15 protein-coding genes and 1 pseudogene are annotated in these 18,190 nt (G+C 71.3%); 10 read left to right on the top strand and 6 right to left on the bottom strand.

Features of this window, described 5'->3' with window-relative positions; genetic code table 11:
• The first annotated feature begins 144 nt into the window (after positions 1–144).
• Complete coding sequence (locus tag ABIA38_RS44515) at positions 145–5,313, top strand: FG-GAP-like repeat-containing protein (RefSeq protein ID WP_424644768.1); 5,169 nt, start codon at positions 145–147, stop codon at positions 5,311–5,313.
• A gap of 661 nt (positions 5,314–5,974) precedes the next feature.
• On the opposite strand, the gene ABIA38_RS44510 is transcribed toward ABIA38_RS44515, so the two are convergent.
• Positions 5,975–6,136 carry a hypothetical protein gene (locus ABIA38_RS44510; RefSeq protein WP_424644767.1) on the bottom strand — a complete coding sequence of 54 codons (162 nt, stop codon included), beginning with the start codon at positions 6,134–6,136 and terminating at the stop codon, positions 5,975–5,977.
• 793 nt (positions 6,137–6,929) lie between these two features.
• On the bottom strand, positions 6,930–7,850 hold the full coding sequence (locus ABIA38_RS44505; RefSeq protein WP_424644766.1) for an ATP-binding protein: 921 nt from the start codon (positions 7,848–7,850) through the stop codon (positions 6,930–6,932).
• A gap of 560 nt (positions 7,851–8,410) precedes the next feature.
• On the opposite strand from ABIA38_RS44505, the gene ABIA38_RS44500 reads away from it, so the two are divergent.
• From ABIA38_RS44500 to ABIA38_RS44485, 4 genes are all read left to right on the top strand, one after another.
• Entirely contained in the window at positions 8,411–8,761 is a 351-nt protein-coding gene (locus tag ABIA38_RS44500; protein WP_424644765.1) for a hypothetical protein, read from the top strand.
• Positions 8,758–9,018: a hypothetical protein gene (locus ABIA38_RS44495; protein ID WP_391588453.1), complete on the top strand. Its 261-nt coding sequence runs from the start codon at positions 8,758–8,760 to the stop codon at positions 9,016–9,018. The genes ABIA38_RS44500 and ABIA38_RS44495 overlap by 4 nt, the downstream gene beginning before the upstream one ends.
• 985 nt (positions 9,019–10,003) lie before the next feature.
• Positions 10,004–10,279 (top strand): hypothetical protein, encoded by a 276-nt coding sequence (locus tag ABIA38_RS44490; protein WP_424644764.1) that lies wholly within the window; start codon positions 10,004–10,006, stop codon positions 10,277–10,279.
• Positions 10,276–10,671 (top strand): hypothetical protein, encoded by a 396-nt coding sequence (locus ABIA38_RS44485; RefSeq protein ID WP_424644763.1) that lies wholly within the window; start codon positions 10,276–10,278, stop codon positions 10,669–10,671. The genes ABIA38_RS44490 and ABIA38_RS44485 overlap by 4 nt, the downstream gene beginning before the upstream one ends.
• 521 nt (positions 10,672–11,192) lie before the next feature.
• Here ABIA38_RS44485 and ABIA38_RS44480 read toward each other — a convergent pair.
• On the bottom strand, positions 11,193–11,918 hold the full coding sequence (locus ABIA38_RS44480) for a hypothetical protein (RefSeq protein WP_424644762.1): 726 nt from the start codon (positions 11,916–11,918) through the stop codon (positions 11,193–11,195).
• Positions 11,919–12,414: 496 nt separating this feature from the next.
• On the opposite strand from ABIA38_RS44480, the pseudogene ABIA38_RS44475 reads away from it, so the two are divergent.
• Both ABIA38_RS44475 and ABIA38_RS44470 read left to right on the top strand, forming a co-directional pair.
• A pseudogene (locus ABIA38_RS44475) lies at positions 12,415–12,555 on the top strand (cupin domain-containing protein); the annotation flags it as partial.
• 59 nt (positions 12,556–12,614) lie between these two features.
• A complete protein-coding gene (locus ABIA38_RS44470) occupies positions 12,615–12,770 on the top strand; it encodes a hypothetical protein (protein ID WP_424644772.1) in 156 nt (51 codons plus the stop codon).
• 120 nt (positions 12,771–12,890) lie between these two features.
• Here the strand turns inward: ABIA38_RS44470 and ABIA38_RS44465 are convergent, their stop codons facing one another.
• Complete coding sequence (locus tag ABIA38_RS44465; protein WP_424644761.1) at positions 12,891–13,529, bottom strand: RICIN domain-containing protein; 639 nt, start codon at positions 13,527–13,529, stop codon at positions 12,891–12,893.
• Positions 13,530–13,536: 7 nt separating this feature from the next.
• Positions 13,537–14,169 carry a hypothetical protein gene (locus ABIA38_RS44460; RefSeq protein ID WP_424644760.1) on the bottom strand — a complete coding sequence of 211 codons (633 nt, stop codon included), beginning with the start codon at positions 14,167–14,169 and terminating at the stop codon, positions 13,537–13,539.
• Positions 14,170–14,848: 679 nt separating this feature from the next.
• Here ABIA38_RS44460 and ABIA38_RS44455 point away from each other — a divergent pair.
• From ABIA38_RS44455 to ABIA38_RS44445, 3 genes are all read left to right on the top strand, one after another.
• The gene (locus ABIA38_RS44455) at positions 14,849–15,181 is read left to right on the top strand and encodes a hypothetical protein (protein ID WP_424644759.1); all 333 of its coding nucleotides are present in this window, start codon (positions 14,849–14,851) and stop codon (positions 15,179–15,181) included.
• A 1,205-nt stretch (positions 15,182–16,386) separates the two neighbouring features.
• Positions 16,387–16,644 (top strand): hypothetical protein, encoded by a 258-nt coding sequence (locus ABIA38_RS44450; RefSeq protein WP_424644758.1) that lies wholly within the window; start codon positions 16,387–16,389, stop codon positions 16,642–16,644.
• 443 nt (positions 16,645–17,087) lie between these two features.
• Positions 17,088–17,486 carry a nuclear transport factor 2 family protein gene (locus tag ABIA38_RS44445; protein WP_424644757.1) on the top strand — a complete coding sequence of 133 codons (399 nt, stop codon included), beginning with the start codon at positions 17,088–17,090 and terminating at the stop codon, positions 17,484–17,486.
• A 93-nt stretch (positions 17,487–17,579) separates the two neighbouring features.
• Here ABIA38_RS44445 and ABIA38_RS44440 read toward each other — a convergent pair whose 3' ends face one another.
• Entirely contained in the window at positions 17,580–18,116 is a 537-nt protein-coding gene (locus tag ABIA38_RS44440; protein WP_424644756.1) for an amidase family protein, read from the bottom strand.
• Positions 18,117–18,190 lie beyond the last annotated feature (74 nt).

Below are 18,190 nucleotides of genomic sequence, written 5' to 3'. Positions count from 1 at the left end.
ACCCCTTTGATCAGAAATTCCGACAAGGACAGTATCTGGCTCAGAGCGGGCAAGGGAACGCACTCCATACCAAAAATTTATTTGGGATTATTGATCATATATACCCGCATATACAAACCGCGGATTATGACGGATACGCCATAAATGGACTCCTGCGAGAGGCCCACTCTTCCGAAAATCCTCACTCTAGGTAATTTCTTGAATACAAGTCGCGTTTCTTCTGCGTGCTCCCGATCACGTGGCGGACAGTCATTCCCGGGTAAAGAAGCCTTCCCTGATGACGCGCGGGTCTTTGTGGTCCATGCTTTGGTTCGCATGACCGCGCCTGACTCCTTTACGAGGGAGTCCGGGCGTTGTCGACGTGCGCCGATTTCCAGCCACCTGCGTGCGGCCCGGCGGCGTCGGTTCCACGGCTGCGGTCTTCCTTGTGCGGAAGCCGCCGGAAAAGGGGAGCGACTGGTGTCGCAGTTGTCTGGGCGTTTTCGATGGCCGTCGAGGAGGCCGCGCAAGCGCACTTCGGCGGCCGTCGCGGTGGCCACCGCCGCCGCGCTGGGCGCCGGCGGGCTCGTGGTGCTGACACACGACGGGTCCGGCGGCGGCGACCGCACGGCCGCGCCGACGCGGGTCGACGAGAACACCGCACAGAGGCGCGCGCGTGAATCCGGCAAGCCGGTCACCGTGCAGACGACACTCAGTGCGACGGGCTCCACGGTGGCCAACCCGGACGGATCGTTCACTCGCACCGAACACGTGTTGCCGGTCCGCGTGCGGGTGGGAACCGGCTGGGCCGACGTCGACACGGTGCTGCAGCCGGTGCCGGGCGGATACGCGCCGAAGGCGACCACCGTCAAGGTCGTGTTCGCGGCCGGTGGGACCCCGGCCACCGCCGATGCGCCGACTTCGGGCGTGCCCAGGCCTCGGCCGGCGCCCCGTCGACTTCCTGCGGACAAGCCGACGCCCGCTTCCGCTGGGGCGGAAGACCCCGCCTCGCCCGGGGCCGGCGCGAGGACCACCGCGGCCAGCGGAGCATCGGCGGATCCGTCGTCCGGGGGTGCGGGGACATCCGGGGCGCCGTCCGGGCCGGTGCAGGAAACCCTGGAGTGGCCCGGACCGATGTCCCCCGGGGCTCCCCCGAAGGGCACGGCGACCCCCGTGCCCGATCCGCTGCCGTCGGTACGGTCCAATGCCGAACTCGCCGCCGCGCAGGGCCCGCTGCCCGACGGCGTCCTGGTCCGCACGACCCTCGAGAGTGGAAAGACGTTCACCGTCGCCTGGCCCAACGGCGCGCTGCCGAAGGCCCGGATCACCGGCGATCGGGCCCTGTACCCCGACGTGTTCCCGGGCGTGGACCTGGTGCTCACCGCACGCGACGGCGGGTTCTCGCAGGTCCTGGTCGTCAAGAACCGCGATGCCGCCGCGAACCCCGGGGTCGCCGAGCTCGCCTACCGGCTCTCGGCGGCCGATCTGTCGTTCGCGCACGACGCCGAGAGCGGCGTCACCAATGTGGTCGACACCGCCGGGAACACGGTGGCCGCGTCGCCGACACCGTTCATGTGGGACTCCGCCGGGCACACCCCCGGCAGCCTGTGGGATCAGCGGCGCGGCTCCCTCGCGAACGCGGCGGCGTCCGCGTCCCGGCCCGCCGAGAGTTCGGCTCCGGCCGCCTCGGGGACGGGAACGTTGGCCCTGCCGGGGCTCGAGGGGCCCGAACCCGGCACGCACGAGGCCGTCGCGGTGTCGTCGTTCGACGCCGGCCGTCTGCGGATCGTTCCGGACGGCAAGTTGCTGACCGGCACGGACACGGTGTTCCCGGTCTTCGTCGACCCCTCGTTCTGGGGACACTCGGCCGCGTGGACCCTGGTGTACGCGCCGTACCCGAACAGTTCCTTCTGGATGGGCGCGAACTTCAACGGCGGCACCACCAACGCCCGGGTCGGGCACGAGAACCAGAGCGGTGGCACGGGCCGCTCGTACTTCCGCATGTCGTTCGACCCGAGCCTGCGCGGCGCGAACCTCCAGGCGGCGACGTTCCGCGCCCTGGAGGTGCACTCGTGGTCGTGCAGCGCCCGGCCGGTGAACCTGTTCCTCACCGGCCCGATCGACTCGGCCACCACCTGGAACAAGCAGCCCGGGCAGAGCACGCTTCAGCAACAGGTCAACGTCGCCAAGGGGTACAGCGCGAACTGCCCGGGCGACTGGGTCGGCTTCGACGTGATGGACGCCGCGACCAAGGCCAGGGACGGTGGCTGGGGCGACATCACGCTGATGCTGCGCGCCGACAGCGAAACCGACACGTACGGGTGGAAGAAGTTCGACGTCAACCCCAGCCTCGAAGTCGTGTATCGGCGACCGCCGAATCCGCCGTCCGACATCTCGATCACGCCCGGCGGCCCGTGCAAGACCAGCGCGCCCTACCCGGTCGTCGGGCAGACCGACGTCACGATCAACGCCCGGGGCAGCGACCCGGACGGCGACCTGCGCCGAATCTGGCTCACCGTCGACTCCAGCACGAAGCCGGCCGGCCAGCACCTGCAGTTCGGTTACCTCGACGTGGACGGCCAGGGGTGGATCCACTACCGCATCCCCACGGACCAACTCGACGACAAGGCCACCGTGTCGTTCATGATGCAGGCCAACGACTGGACCGGGGCGGACTCCGACCCGGCAGCCGTCGTCACGTGTTCCTTCACCGTCGACAAGTCCAGGCCCAATCCCCCCACCGTCGTCTCGGAGCAGTTCAAGGAAGGCAGCGACACCGCCTGGCCGCAAGGAGCGAAGTACGGCACCCCGGCCGCCTTCACGTTCGCCTCCGGCGGGACCGCCGACACGGTCGAGTACGCGTACAGCTTCGACCGCAACAGCTCCGACAACCGGGTCAGGGCCCCCATTCGCGGCCAGAGTGCCACGATCGACCTGGTACCGCCGCACGCCGGCCCGACACAACTGTACGTCCAGGCCATCGACCAGGCCGGGAACCGGTCCGCCCAGACCGTCTACAACTTCTTCGTCGAACCGCGCGACCAGATCGACGGCGCCATGGACTTCACCGGCGACCAACGCCCCGACCTCGCGCTCGTCGACGCCGACGGAAACCTGCGCATCCACCCGTCCGCGCCCGGCGGCAGGCTCTTCCAGGGCATCGACGCCACCAAGACCGACGACGGCACCGGCGCCCCCGGACAACCGCAGGTCCCCGCCGGGTACTTCAAGGGCGCCCTGACCACCTACAACGGCGACTGGTGGGGCGGCGACGGATTCCAGGACCTCATCGCACGCATGCCCGACGGCAAACTGTGGGTCTACCCCGGCAACGGCCGCGGCGCCATCGACACCGCAGGCCGCATGGAACTGCTCCTCCCCACAGGCGCCCCCGACCCGAGGAACCTCACCCAGATCCTCTCCCTCGGCGACGCCACCGGCGACGGTCTGCCCGACATGCTCGCCACGACCGGCGACGACCTGTGGGCCTTCAGCGGCTACACCGGCGCCAGCACCCTGACCGCCACCAAGGTCAGCGACAGCGGCTGGGCAAAGTACACCTTCCACGGCGCCGGGGACATCACCGGAGACGGCGCCTACGACCTGATCCTCCGCGAGAAGACCGGCGACGGAAAGCTCCTGCTGCGCAAGGGAACCAAGCAGGGCAACGGCACCGACCTGCGCTCGTTCGCCGCCTCCGACGACAACACGACCACCTGGGGCGAGAGCGGCTGGCAGCAGAGCGTGTTCCCGCAGATCACCGTGATTCCCGACGTCACCGGCGACGGCATCCCCGACGTGTGGGCCGTCCAGGCCGACGGGAAGCGTTTCCTCTACCCCGGCGGGCGCACGAGCCACGGCACCCGCACCGACCTCGGCGGCGACGCCGGCGACTTCTGCCAAGCCTTCCCCGCCGCCGGCGGCGGCACCGCAAAGCTGTGCGGACCGGTCCTGCTCAAATACCTCGAACTCGGCGGCACCGACACCCTGGGCCTTCCCGTGGGCGACAGCACCGCCACACCGACGAAACCCGGCACGTACGCCCACTTCCGCAAGACCGGCCAGTCCGACACGTCCATCTACTGGAGCGCCGACACCGGAGCCCACTGGATCCACGGCACCATCCGCAACAAGTGGATCCAACTCACGTGGGAGAACAGCTACCTCGGGTTCCCCACCACCGAGGAATATCCGGTCGCCGGCGGCATGCGCACCGACTTCCAAGGCGGCTACATCCGCTGGAGCCAACCCACCGACACCGCCGCCGACCACACCTGGAGCGGAGAAACCCCCGCGACGCACATCACCATGGCCGGGGACTTCAACGGGGACGGCAAGGCCGACCTCGCCACCGTCATCGACTACGGCGGCGGCGCAGCCGCCCTGTGGACCAGCCTCGCCACCCCGACCGGATCCCTCGCCCAGCCCTTCGAATCATGGCGCGTGCCCGCGGGCACCTGGAACATCGGCGCGGCGAAGTGGGTCGCCGGGGACTTCAACGGCGACGGCCGCGACGACATCGCCGCCCTCTACAACTACGGAAACGGCCACGTCGGACTGTTCACCATGACCTCCCGCCCCGACGGAGGCTTCAACCCCGACCTCGGCAGCTGGACCCAAGCATCCGGCTGGGACTGGGACCGCACCACGCTCCTCGCCGGCGACACCAACGGCGACGGAAAGGACGAACTCGTCGCCATCTACGGCTTCGCCGACGCACGCGTCGCCAACTACACGTTCACCCCGCGCCCGGACGGCGGATTCAACGCCCCCGTCAAGGGATTCGAGGAAACCCACCCCGGCTATTGGGACTACCAAAAGGCCGCCTACGCCCTCGGCGACGTCAACGGCGACAAACGCGCCGACATCATCGGCACCTACATATACGGCGACGGCAACGTCACCGTCTTCACCGGCCTCGCCGACACCAACGGCAACCACCCCGGCTTCAACACGGCCGCCTGGTCCGCCACCGGGCTCCGGTGGCGCCGCAACGACATCCAGATCACCGCCGGCGACACCAACCACGACGGCCGCGACGACCTGCGCATGATGGACGCCAATCTCGGCATGGTCACGACCGTACGCACCTTCACCTCGAACGCCGACGGCACCCTCAACGCACCCGTCGAGGACTTCGGCGTCGCTCCGGACCGATGGATCAACAAGACCTACGTCCCCCACAGCGGCGACGTGAACGGAGACGGGCTCTCCGACATCCTCACCCTCTACAACTTCGGCAACGGACGCTTCGCCGCCTGGACCATCACCACCGGCACCGACGGCCACGCCACCGCCAACGTCGCCTGGGACAAACCCCTCGGCACCTGGTAACAACCCACGCCCACCGGTCGGCGGCCCCGGCGAACCACGCCGAGGCCGCCGACCCGGTCACGCGGCACCCTCGACCCGCAAGCAACAACGCTTCCACCCGAAGACGAGGAAGGCCACGACCGGCAGGGTCACCGGGCCGCCACCCGACCCGTCGCCACAACGACGACGCCGCCCGGGACACGAAGTCCCGGGCGGCCCGACCCGCGCCACCCATTCATCCGGCCCGGCCGACCCGCCGGGCCCCAACGAAGAACGGCTTCATCGTCCGATCCACCGCCTCCGCAGCCGGGTATCCGCGCCCAGGCAGGAGACCGACGGTGCGCAGCAGCACCCACGAAGAAGCGCTGTTACCGGTCGGGATCGTCGACGCCTCCCCCGCACCCCGGAGGCCGGGCACCACAACCGCTCCAACTCCGACAAGAACCGGGGCGCAAACGAGCATCGCCGAGGACGAAGGGACGGGGAACCGGGGGTACGACAGAACTGCGACCGCCGGAACCGACCCGAAACCGGGCCTCAAAGCACATGCCGAGGCTGGGGATGACCGGACGTCCACCCCTGATCGAATCGTCAGAAGGGGCTGGGCGTGGCCCGGACGACGGTGACGCGCAGAACGGATTTGGAGATCTCGTAGCGGATGACCACGTCGGCGACGGCGGCGTCACCACAGGTTCTCGTAGCCGGGGCGCGCGGGAGCGGACCCGTGCCCGTACGGATCACGAGCGAGTACGGCCATGCCCCGCTCGAAGGCACGCAGCCGATCCGGGCCCAGCCGGTTCGGCTCGACCTCGGCGGCCGGGGCGTAGGCCACGGTGTGGCTCACGGCGTGAAGGGAGTGCCATCGGGATTCCGCAGCCCGGAGAAGCCGCCCGCGCGCACACGATCCAGGGCCGCACGATCCTCGGCACGCTCCTCCGGCGTCAACGCCCACTCCAACACGATCTTCGCCTACAACCGATCGAAGGGAGTGTTCGCGAGCTGCTCCTCGAACTCGACACGCTCCTCCGAGGTGAGCCGCTCACGAATCTCCGCGATCGTCACCGGCCTACCGCTCTCCGCCACGAAACCTCCCCAATCCGTCGGTCCTTCCCCACTCTGCCCGCTCCGCGCACTCCGCGTCCGGCCCTCCGCCCGAACCCGGGAATCCGAACCCACCGAACCGCAAAGGGGCGTCGGCACCCACGTCGAGGACGAGCCCAGGCACAGCGCACGCATCACGACCGCACGTTCCGTCCGTCACGGAACCGCCCCCACGCCGCCGGCAGCAGCACACGCGGCCACGCGATCCCGCGTTCGGAGGCCGGCCCCGGCGCGATGCGGATCCGACGGCGGCGCAGCGGCGGGCGGATGCCACCCGCCGGCCGGCCGGCCCACGACGGCCTTCGCGCTCGACGGGCGGACCGCGGCCGGCCACCCGCGGTACCGGGAACCACTCGCCCCCCGTGAAACTTACAACATTTCCTCACAACTTCTTCGGCTGCGGGATGGGCTTGATGTGCCGAAGCACGCTGGTTGTCACCACAAGGCCACAGGTGCGCGGTGGTGTGCCACGGGGGTGGATTTCCCGTGCGGTTCAAGCGTTCGGTGGGGTTCTGCGACCGGTGGCGACCACCCTGCTACCGCGTCGAGACGACATGGACGGCGCAGCGGCGGGTGGTTGTCGGCGGGGGGGTGGAAACGGCGCTTGGGGTGTGGTGTTCGAGGTTGTCGTGGCTGGGCGAAGGCTGAGGGTCTCCCGCTGCGCCGGCGTTCCTCGAGGGAAGTCGGTGGACGTGGGGGTTTGTCTGGGTCGACGCGGAGCCGTGGGAGCGCCGTGCAGGTGGTGAGGTGGTCCAGTTGCCGGGGCCGGGGCGGTTGAGGGCCCGGTGCGGCACCTCTTGGTCGATGTGGGTGCGGCCGGTGTGTTCGAGGGCGGTGTGGGTGTGGGCGGTCGGGCGGGGCCGGTTGCGGAAGTTGCCGTGGGTGGGGTGTTGGTCTGCGTGGGCGATGTCTTCGGGGTCGGTGTCGGCCCGGATGGGGTGGTGGAGCGGGATGACGTCCTGGGCCTCGTGGGGGGTGAGGTGGGTGAGGCGCTGTCGGATGAAGGTCCGGGAGGACGGCATCGGCTTCTTGCGTGGGGTCTGGTGACAGTCTTCTCCTCCCGCGAAGACGATCGTGAGCCGGGTGTAGGGGTCGTCCCGGATGTAGCGGACGTATTCCGGCGGGGAGCCGCTGAGCCGGTGTGCTTCGTCGAGGGCGAGGGTGCGGGGGTGGGCGGCGAGTTCGGTCTTGAGGAGTTGGTCGAACTCGCCGGCGTAGGGCGGGGGGTGGCCCGGGGGTTCCGGGGCGGCGTGCAGTTCCCGGCGCACTGTGCGGAGGGTGGGGCGGGTGTGGAAGGTGGCGCGGCGGATGTCCTGGTCGGGTTCGAGCTTGTGCAGGCGGCTGGTGACGGCGGCGGTCTTGCCGGAGCCGGTGCCGCTGTGGATGCAGGTGATGGCGCGGGCGGCGGTCGTGTCGGCGAGGTTCTCCCGGGCGGTGAGCAGTGCGCGGGTGGTCACCGGACGTGCCTCGGGGAGGGCGACGTACTGGTCGGTGGGCGCGGGTGGCGGGTGGCGGGTCGTTGAGGGTTTTCGCGGGCGGAGAGCGGTTCGGGTGTGGTGGATTCGGCGGGCCTGACGGGCCTGGTGGCCTTCTTCAGGACGTCGGGGATGGCCCGGTCGGTCGGGGGCGGTGCGGATCGGGTCGGGTCGGGTCGGGTCGGGTAGCGCCGGCTTGCCGAGGTCGCTCTCGCGGTGTTGGGCCGGTTCCCGGGCGGCCTCGGGCGTGGTGATCGTGTCCGGGCGCTGTGCGTCGGCGGGAGTGGACGTGGGGGCGTGGCGCGGGGCGGCGCAGGTGCTCGGCGGCTTTGGCCTCGGCACGCAGGCGGCGGGCGCGGGCCGCTCGGGCGCGGCGCAGTGCGGCGCGTTGATCGTCGGTGGCCTGGTCGGCCGGGTGGGTGGTGCCCGTCTCGGGTGGTGTGCGTTGGCTGATCCGGCGGCCGGTCCGTTGGATGCTCTGGCGGTGGGACGCCGGCGACTAGAGTGGGGCGGTCGGATCGTCGTGAGGGAGGGGTGTGGGGGTGACTGCCGAGCCCGAGTATTCGACTCCGGTGATCGCGCGGCCGGAGTGCACGATCGAGGGTGTGCGTGCGGCGATCGCGTTGTTGGCGCCGCACTGGCTTCCCGAGATGGACCGGTCCCAGCGCGAGGCGACCGCGAAGGCGTTGGAGATCAACCGGCTCGACCCGTTGCGGGGCTGGTTGCGGCACTGGGCGGCGATCGCGGAGATCGAGCGTCACCCGGACCTGGCGTTTCGCTATCACCACGCCGAGCAGGTCGACACCGTCAGCGACGATCCCCGGGTGCGTGCCCGCGGTGTTCGGGTCGCCAGCGAGTTGTTGCGGGCCGCCTACGCTGCGGTGGGCGTGTGAGCTGGGGCTGGGAGTACGAGCCCGACCAGGCGAGTGTGGTGGGCGGTGCGCCGGAGGCGTTCGTCGCCTTGGTCGAGACCGCGGTCGCGGAGATCGTCCGCGCGGCCGAGGCCCTGTATCTCGACGGGACGCTGTACGAGGGGCCCAATCCCCGCGCGGCAACCGCCTACATCGATGACGGCATGTTCGTGTACCTGATCGTGGTACGCAGCGAACGCGTGTACGTCCTGCAGACGACATACCTCCCCGCCCACTGACACCTTTACGTCCGCACCCGCACCACTTTGGGCGGCTTGTGTGTGGCCGGGCAGGGCGGCGAACAGCATCGTCTCCACCGCGGTGGTTGAGGTTCTCGATGCCGCCCTTCGGGTGTGGGCTGTAGGGCGGGAGCACGGTGATGTTCGCGTCCGGGGCGGTCGGTGCGGTGGTCACGGTGCGGGAGAGGAAGTCCCTGCCCCGGTCGAAGCGCACGTGTTCGGGCAGGCCGCCGAAGGGCCCGTGCGGGTCGGTGTGCGCGATCGCGGAGCGCGGCGCGGCCGGGATCGAGGCCCGCGTGGGAGGGGCGGGTGTGACATCGAGGCGCGCGTGGGAAGGCCGGGTGTGACGGCGACGCCGGTGATCGCCGTGGTCGCGCAGTCGATGAACCAGGTGGTGTAGGGGTGGACGAGGTCACCGTCGGCGTCCACCCGCAGGGGGGCTTGGACGTGGTCGGCCTCCCGGGCGTGGTTGCGCCGGGTGTGGGAGCGCTTGGCGAACACGTCCAGCGCGCGGGCGGTTTCGGGGCCCTTGCGGCGGCCGGTCCGCTCCCCCGCGGTCGGGTCCCGGTGGAGTGCGTGCAGGAACGTCGACAGCGACGGGAGAGGGTCCGGCAGCGGTACGGCGGCGTGCGGTGCGCCGCCCGGAAGCGTCGGGTTGTCCGTCGGCCGTGCCGATGTCGGTGCGGCGTGGTCGCTGGCGGTGTCGGCGGCTGCTCGGGCGACGGGTTCGCGGTGGACCGCGCAGGCGTTGCCGTGCCGGTACGCCGGCGACACCCGGGTGGGTGGGGTGGTCTCGAAGCGGTCGCTGCGGCGGGCGCCCGGGTGGGCGGCGGTGGCGGGTGTGGTGCCGGCATCGGCTGGCCCGGCGGTGCGCCGTGCGGTCGGAGACGGGCGGCGGGGGTCCGGTGGTGGGCCTTGGTGCCCGCCCGCATCGGGGATGTCGGGGTTCGCGGAATCGCCTCTGCGGTGTGTCTGTAGTGGTGCTATGACATCGACGACGATCCAGGTGCCGCGCGAGACCCGCGACCATCTCGCCGAGCTCGCCAGGGAACGCGGACTGAGCATCGGCCAACTGGTCGAGGCGTTGGCCGCCGAGCAGCCCACCGCCGCCCGGCGGGCCGAGCGGCCGGCCGCGGACCGGGAGACGGTGCGTTCGGTGATCGGTGTCCCGATCACCGACGAGGAGTTCGACGACGCGCCCGACATCCTCGCCAACATTCATCGGATCGCCGCCGGGAAGGCCCGGAAGGCCCGGGCGTGATCGTCCTGGACACCCGCGCCGTCGAGGCCCTCGCCGCCGGCCACAAGACCCTGGGCCTCCTCGCGGGCAACATGGCCCGCACCCCGGGCGACCACCCGGTCGTCCCCGCGCTGTGCCTGGTGCAGGCCGAAGCCGACGCGCAGGGCGTCGCCCATCGGGTCCCGGCGCTGTCGAGCGTGAGCGTCGACCCCCTGGGGACGGTCGCGTCGGTGGCGGTCGGCACGATGATCCGCGACGGCCTCGGCGGGCCCGACACCTGCCGCGCCCTGTACTGCGCCCTCCCCCGGGCCGAGTTCACGGGCATGTCCATCCTGCTGACCACCCGCGAGGACGCCTACCCACCCGCAATCGTCACCGTCGACATCGACTCCCCCGGCATGCTCGGGTTCTGAGGGCGGGAGCACGACCACGAGGGGAAACCGTCCCGGCACCCGACCCGGGCGCCGCGTCGCCACCACACGCAACGCACCCCTCGAGCACGACACGCACCCCGGGACCCGGTCGCCCACCGGTGACCCGCCACGCATCCGGGCACGAAGCCGGGCGAGCGAGTCCCGCGGTCCCGATCCCCTCGCGCGTTCGGGCCACGACGTGCCGGCTCCCGCGAACCGGATGTCGGCCGCACCGTGGCTTCGACCTCGACCTGCAGACGGCGGGCATGCCGGGCACGGGCACGACGCGCCGGCTTGTTCCGGGGCGGCCGGCTCGGCCGGGATGAAGGAAACGTCCGCCAAGGGGCACCGGTGGTGAGTTCGGGGGCGGCCATGCGTCGGAGCGTCGTCGATCACGAGCATGCCCGGGGCGAAGGCGTCCGGGAGTGCGCGGTCGGCCGCGTCCGTGCGGTTCGTCGGGTGGGCGGCCGGCAGGCCGAACGCGGTGAGCAGCGCGGCGCGCAACCGGGACGGCGCGGGTTTCACCGCGACCGGCGCGCGGTGTACGGGACGCGGAGCGGGAGCAGGCGCAGGGCTTGGTGGAGCGCGATCGTCCTGCCGTGGCCGGGGTCGCCGTACACGCACACGATCCCGCGGGCGGCGACCGTGTGGACGAGCGCTTCGGCCACAGCGCCGAGTCGGCGCGTCGACACCGGGTGCGCGCCGGGCACGTGGAGGCGGGTGCCGTCGTCGAGGGGTGCCGGCCGGGTCGCGGTGGGGTCGGTCCCGGCCGGGGCCGGGGCGCCGGTGGGCGGCGGGGTGATCCGGCCGGCCTCGCAGGCCGTGCCCGGGAGCGCCGGTTCGGCCAGGGCGCGGTCGTAGCGATCGGGGTCGCGTCCGGCGTGCGTGGGCCGGGAGATCTCCGGGACACGGCCCGCGCGTTGCTCTTCCCGCACGGCGCGGTAGAGCGTCGTCGGGGACGGCTGGGTGTTCGTGGTCGGCGACGGGTGGGCCTGGTCCGGGTGTTCCCGCATCGAGTCGTGCAAGGCTTTCACGTTCGGGCCCAGGTCCGACGGGCGCGCCCGGAGGGCGTCGGTGAGCGCGAAGGAGTGCCGCCGCGTGGCCGGTTCCGCCCGTCCGGACTCGCGGGTGATCGCCGGCCACCGCCACACGGTGCGCGGCGCCACCCCGGCCGCGGCCGCGGCGATCCGCACGTGCACCGTCTCCACCGTCCCGGCCTCGTCCAGCGCGAGAAGACGGGATACCACCGACCGGCGTGTCAGGGCCCGGTCCTGTGACACGGGCACGGGTGACGACGCTTGCGCGGCAGCAGCGGACGGAGGCGGCGGCGCGCGGGGCCCGCCCGAGGCCGAAGACACCGGCGGTGGAGACGACTTCGCGCTCATGGGCGCAAGCACACCCCGCCCTCGAACCGGCCGACACAGGAATGTGCAACCCCCGTGACAGCCGGGCCACGCATGTGCCAGCCGCTGTCGGGCAGGCCACGACAGCGGTTCGGTCACCCCGTGACAGCCAAGACCCCTACGGCCGGACCGACAACCCCAGCTCAACCGAAGGAAACCACAAGCAGACCCGCTGACACCCACCCCGCCCACACCAACCCGCACACTCACAAGGTGCTTGGGTCGCCCTGGATGGTTCCAGAGCACGTCGAGTTGCTCGCCGACACCTCGCTGTGGCTGGCAACATCTACAGATCCTGGTCTGGGGCCGGCAGACCGACGGTCGCTACTGCCTCATCGACATGTGCGTGCCGCCGAACGGCGGTCCGCCGCCGCACCGGCACGACTTCGAGGAGATGTTCACCCTCGTCGAGGGCGAGCTGGAGTTCACCTTCCGCGGCGAGAAGGTGCGGGTGCGGGCCGGCAGGACCGTCAACATCCCGGCCGACGCGCCGCGCTTCTTCCGCAACGTCTCGGCCGAGCCCGCTCGGATGATGTGCATGTGCACCCCGGCGGGACAGGAGGACTGCTTCTGGAGGTCGGCGATTTGGTCGACGGCCCCGACTGCGCGCCGCCGCGGCGCGCCGAGGCCGGGCAACTGGTGCGCCGGCGAAAGGCGATCGAGCCGGCGGCGCGCTGCCGCACGGAGATCCTGTGAGGCGTCCGACGTCTCGACCGGCGTGGGCCGGCCCCGAGCGGCGCCGATCGCCGGGTGTGCTCGCGATCGGCGCCACCGCCTGTGCGTGCCCGGTCCGTTGCCTCCGGGACGGGTCGTCGATCAGGCCGGGTCGTACCAGAACATGTCGGCACGGTTCGTGTATTGGGCGGCCTGGGCGTCGTACACCGTGTAGTCCTTGATTGCCACGAACATGTTGTCGTGCAGGACCTGGAGACTGAACCACTCGGGTTGCCCCGGGGCCGGGATGGTGGAGCTCAGGTGTTTCTTGAAGCGCTGGTGGCGAAGGTTCGAGCACTCCTGGGCCCACAGGTCCGCGCCTTCGTCGGCGTATCCATTCTTGACGCCCATGCACCAGGGGCCGCCGCGGACGGCGCTGACGAACTCGAATTCCAGGTTGTGGAAGTGGTCGAGGACCTTGTAGCACACGGTCCATCGCTGGCTTCGGTCGCCGTCGTATGGATGCTGGATGATCCTGCCGTGCTTGTGCTCGTCCGCCTCCTCCGAGGCGGTCAGGACCATTCCGGCCCCGGTGTGGATCTTGTAGGTGCCGGGCAGGCAGGTCATGTCCGCCGGCCACGAGCCGGCTGCGGCGGGGGTCGCGGTGAGCAGGCCCGCGCCGAGAAGCAGTGCGATGACGACGGCGATGGACCGGCGCAGCGGGCGCCGGTCGGTTTCGGCCGAGCGTGGCATGGCAGTCCCGTCTTCGGCGCCGGTGGTCGGGTATGGGTGCCGGGTCATCCGCATGTCAACACCCCAATCGCTGCTGGGCCTTGGCCCGCAGCGAGCCCGGCGGTGCGAAGCTGGAGCAGGTGACCACGCCCTGCTCGGGGAACTCGAAGGACACGTATACGCCCTTGCCGCCGCCGGCCATGATCCAGTTGCCGGTGTCGAATCCGGTGCGGGCGCAGATCCACTTGACCCACTCGCCCTGGACGCGTCGGGTGCCCCGGTAGAGCATGTAGTAGTCGGGCTTCTCGAAGTTGAAGGTCTGGCTGGTCTGGGTGGTGTCCGTGCTGCCCACCGAGTCCGAGACCTGGAAGCCCACCTTCATGCTCACGTTGCCGAACAGCGTCTTGGCGTCCACGCCGAAATCGGCGCTGTTGTTCACCTGTGTGGTGACCGTGGTCTGCTTGGTGAGCACGACCGATTGGCTGCCGGTGACGCCGGGTGGGACGTTGATGGCGGCCTGGTAGGTGATCACCGAGTCGACCACGGCCGTGTCGGGCTCGCCGTAGTAGTGGTTGATGTTCGGGTTGCACGCGCCCTGCGGGTCGGCGTGCGCGGGCCCGATCGTGGCGATGGAGGCCGCGGCGACGGCCGTGGTGAGCGCGGCGGTCACGGCGAGGGGTCGGCGTGGTCCGCGGCGTGGAATCCTCATGTGGTTCGTACCTCCCTTCCCTGGACGGTGGACGACGCCGTGGCAAGGGCGCTCGATGTGACGCCGGCGGCCACGACGGCCGGGTGTGCCCGCGCCCGACGGTGCCGCACGCGGGCGCGCCCGAACCGGACCAGGATGAACGGTTGCCGGACCCGGGTGGCAGCTACGAAGGATGGGTGCGGCTCTTCGAACGTTGCATGTACGACTCGCGAAAGTTGATGCCGTGCCTACCGTTTCGCTGCGATGCGGCGACGGCGTCGGCGCACGACGAGGGGTCACGGCCGGGAGTACGAGCAGGGCGGCTGCGCCGACCACGGTCCACAAGACGGCCCGGACGGTGGCGCGGACGGTGGCGCGGGCGGTGGCGCGGGCGGGTACGGTCGGGCCGGTTTCCGGGGGGCCGCCGGGGACCGGGATCGGGTGGATCACGAGGTCCACGTCGAGGCGGAATGCCTGGGTCACGCCGTCCAGGCGCGCGGTCCGGGTCAGCGCCGTGCCGGGGAGCGACTCCGGGAGCGGGTCCGGAAGTTGCTTGCCGGTGGTGAGGTTCCACGGGCCGCGTACGGTGGGTTCGGGGGGGCTCTGCGTCACATTCCGGGGAGCGCTGAAGGTCGGTGACGAAGGAGCTTGGGGGCACGTCGTTCGGATGGCTGCGGTTGCGCGCGCCGGAGCCCCACGCATGAAACCGATGCCCCGTCGGCATCTTCCTGAGGGCTGGATCGACCGGTGGGTATTCCGCACGGTCGAGTCCATGGAGATGTCGTTCTCGTGGTGGGCCGGGTTGCCGTTTCCGTCGGCCGGGGTGCGTGTCGAGAGCGTCGAGGTCGATGCCGACGAAGTCCGTGTCCGCGCCATGTCCGACGCCGAAGGCGCTGGATGTCCGAGCCGTGGTGCTCCGTCGGTACGCGTGCACGATCGCCGTGTCCGGCGCCCGGCCCACGCTACGATCGCCGGCCGTGCGGTCGCGGTCGATCCGCTCGTGCGCCGTTTCGTCTGCGCCGGCCGCGGGTGACCGCGACGGGCCTTCGTCGAGCGGGTCGAGGGATCGACCCGGCGCTACGGTCGACGGAGCCGCGCTCTGCGGACGGTGCCGGAACGTATCGCGCTCGCCCCGGCGGGCCGGGCCGGTGCTCGACTGGCCGTCGGACCGGGCGTGTCGGTCGGCCCGGCCACCCTGTTGCGGCTGATCCGCGCGCTGCCGGAGCCCGAAAATCGCTGCCGGGCCTTGGCCCGCAGCGAGCCCGGCGGTGCGAAGCCGGAGCAGGAGGCGAGGCCGTGTGTTCGGGCGACAGCCGAACTCCCGTGGCCACACCGAAGACCTCGACGTGACACCGGAACAGGCGATGCGCCACCAGCAGAGAAATCACGCGTCCCACAACAAGGTTTCGACAACCGCTGGGCCTGGTCGCAGACCGACGCCCGGCGTTCCTCCAGGGCGCCGCGGAGCATGCGGTCGAACCCGATCGCGTGGGAGAGAGGGTGGGCGGCCGGGCGGGCCGAGGGCGTGGAAGAGCTCGTGGCGCAGGTCGCGGGTGCCGGGGGCGTGCGCGGAAGACCACGCGGTGGGTGGTGGTGGGGGCGAGTTCGCGCAGCGAGGCGTTCACCGCGAGGGATGCGCCGTGGCCGGCGGCGCCGTGGACGCAGATCGTCGCGCGCGTCGATCGCGGCGCGGATGTCCTCCCTGGCGGAGGGCGGGGCACGGGTTCCCACGATCCGGGCGTCCTTGAGGCGCGTGTGGTGGTCCTCGCGTTCACCGGGCGGGCGGCCCTTGCGTGTCGCGGTGCTCGTGTCGGTCGCCTGCCTCGGGTGGTGTCGTGTTCGGTGGGCGCCGCGGTGCGGTTCGCCTGGTTGTGGGTGCGGTGTCCGTGTCGGAGGCCGCCGGTTGCCTGGTGCGGGGGTGTGCCCGGGTCGCCGGTGGTTCGCGGGGCGCCGGTGGTTCGCGGGGCGGGATCGGGTCCGGCGGCGTGCGCGAGGCCGGGTCCGCCTACCGGGAGCGGGTCTGCTCGGCCTCTGCCTGTGCGGCGGTGAGTGCGCCCGGTTGTCGGGGGGCGGTCGCGGTGGTGACCGCCGCATAGCGCCGTCGGCGTCGTCGGCGGCGTCGTCGGCGTCGGCGTCGGCCGGGGCGCGTGCCGGGGCGCGGGGTTCGGCGTCCTTGGCTCGGCGCGGTGTGGCGCGTTGTGTGGTTGTGGCTCGGTCGGCGAGGTGGGCGGGGTCCGGGTGGGTGTGGGTGTCGGCGTCGAAGACCTCGATCTCGTGGGTGTGGTGGGGGATGAAGCGCAGGTGTACGCGGGTGGCGTTCTTGTCGTGTATCCGTGGGCCGACGTGGTCGCGGCGCGGCTGCTCGCGCTGCCGCGGATGATGGACGACGACGACCGGGTCTTCGGCGGCCCCCACTTCGGCCCCGGTCACCGGCGCGACGACGTGTTCCTGTTCCTGCACTTCCTCCAGCGGTTCCTCACGCGTCATCGGAGTTGATCCGGAAGGTCGCGCGCTGCGGCGCTGGTGGGCATCCGCGGCCGACATGCGCCCGTCCGTGGGGAACGGCACGTCGTCGATCACCCGTGTGTCCGGTGCGGCCCTCGACGACAGGCCTGCGGTGATCCGCCGCCGCGCCGGCGCCGGATCCCGCGGTCCCGGGCCCGTGACGCTCGCTCTTCGCCCACTGATCCCGCCGCGGCGTCGACGCGAACTCGGCCCGCGGTCCCGAACCCGCCGCGTCCACGACACGTCCCGGGCAGGCATGTCGGGCAATACGCGACGAAGTTCCATCGGGCGGGCATCGCCGGAAGGCGCCCTGTGACCGCGATTGTTTTGGACTGATGGATCCAATATGGTGGAGGTGCGTGCCCGGTGCGGCGCGGATCGCGTTTCGACACGTGCCTTTCATCGGCATGTGTCCGTCGAGGGAAGGTCGGGGCATGAGCGGGACCAGGGCAGTCGTCGAGGAGTTCTTCCGTCGGGCCGGGGCCGGCGAATTCGGGCGGCTGAGCGAGCTGTTCGCCGAGGAGGTCGACTGGAACGTCTACGGTGCCGAGGAAGTGCCGTGGGTCGGCCGTCGCACCACGCGGGCCGAGGTCGCCGACTTCTTCGACGTCCTCCGTCGGCATCTCGAAGCCGAGGAGTTCGCCGTCCACCGGATCGTCGTGGAAGGCGAGGACGCGATCGTCCTCGGCGACATGCGACAGACGGTCGTCACCACCGGTGACCTGTTCGTCTCGCCGTTCGCCTTCCACCTCACGGTGCACGACGGCCTGATCACGCGCTACATCCCCTACGAGGACAGCCTGAACCTGGCCCGCGCGTTCGGCGTGGCGTGAGCCGCACGACCGCGTCGATCGGGGTTCGGGGCGAATCGCCGCCGCGGTCGGCCCTCCCACGTCCCGTTCCCGCTCGGCCCCGCGGCGGGGAAGTCACCACGCACACGCGCTCCCGCCACCCGACCCGCCGGGCACGCGGGTCGGGTCGCGCGGATTCCGCGTCGGACCGTGCGCCGAACGGCCGCCCGTGGGGCCGTACACGAACTCGTGAGTGGTAGTGGTGGTCCTGCCGACGAACGGTGCGCCGGCGACACGCAGGCGCCACACGCGGGTCGCGTCGTGGCGGGCGACGCGACCGGCGAGACGGGCCGACCCGGCGGTGGTCGGCCCGGCCACGTCGATCATGTCCTCGATGCCGACCGGCGGTCCGTGCACAAGACCACGGTCCACGCTCCCGGCGAGTTCGCGGTCGGCCGTCGGTGCGGCCGACAACGCGCCTTCGGTGTCCACGAACGCAAACGCGTCGACGGCCGGATCGGTGCGGGCAATGGACCGCAGCGCGGCGTGGGCGAGTTCTTCCGCGGTGGTGCGCCCGGACCCGAGACCCGCGGCGAGTTCGGTGATCGTTCGTCCGCCGAAGGGGCGGGCGGGTGGCGCGGTGCGCGCGACGGCCGAGACGTGGTGCGTCACGGCGGATTCCCGATGGCCGAGACGTGGTGCGTCACGGCGGATTCCCGATGGCCGAGACGTGGTGCGTCACGGCG

The sequence above is a fragment of the Embleya sp. AB8 genome (genome assembly GCF_049739465.1).
Classification (GTDB): Bacteria; Actinomycetota; Actinomycetes; order Streptomycetales; family Streptomycetaceae; genus Embleya.
The sequence above is the reverse complement of the archived record's forward strand: the minus strand, read 5'-3'. Positions and strand labels throughout refer to the sequence as shown.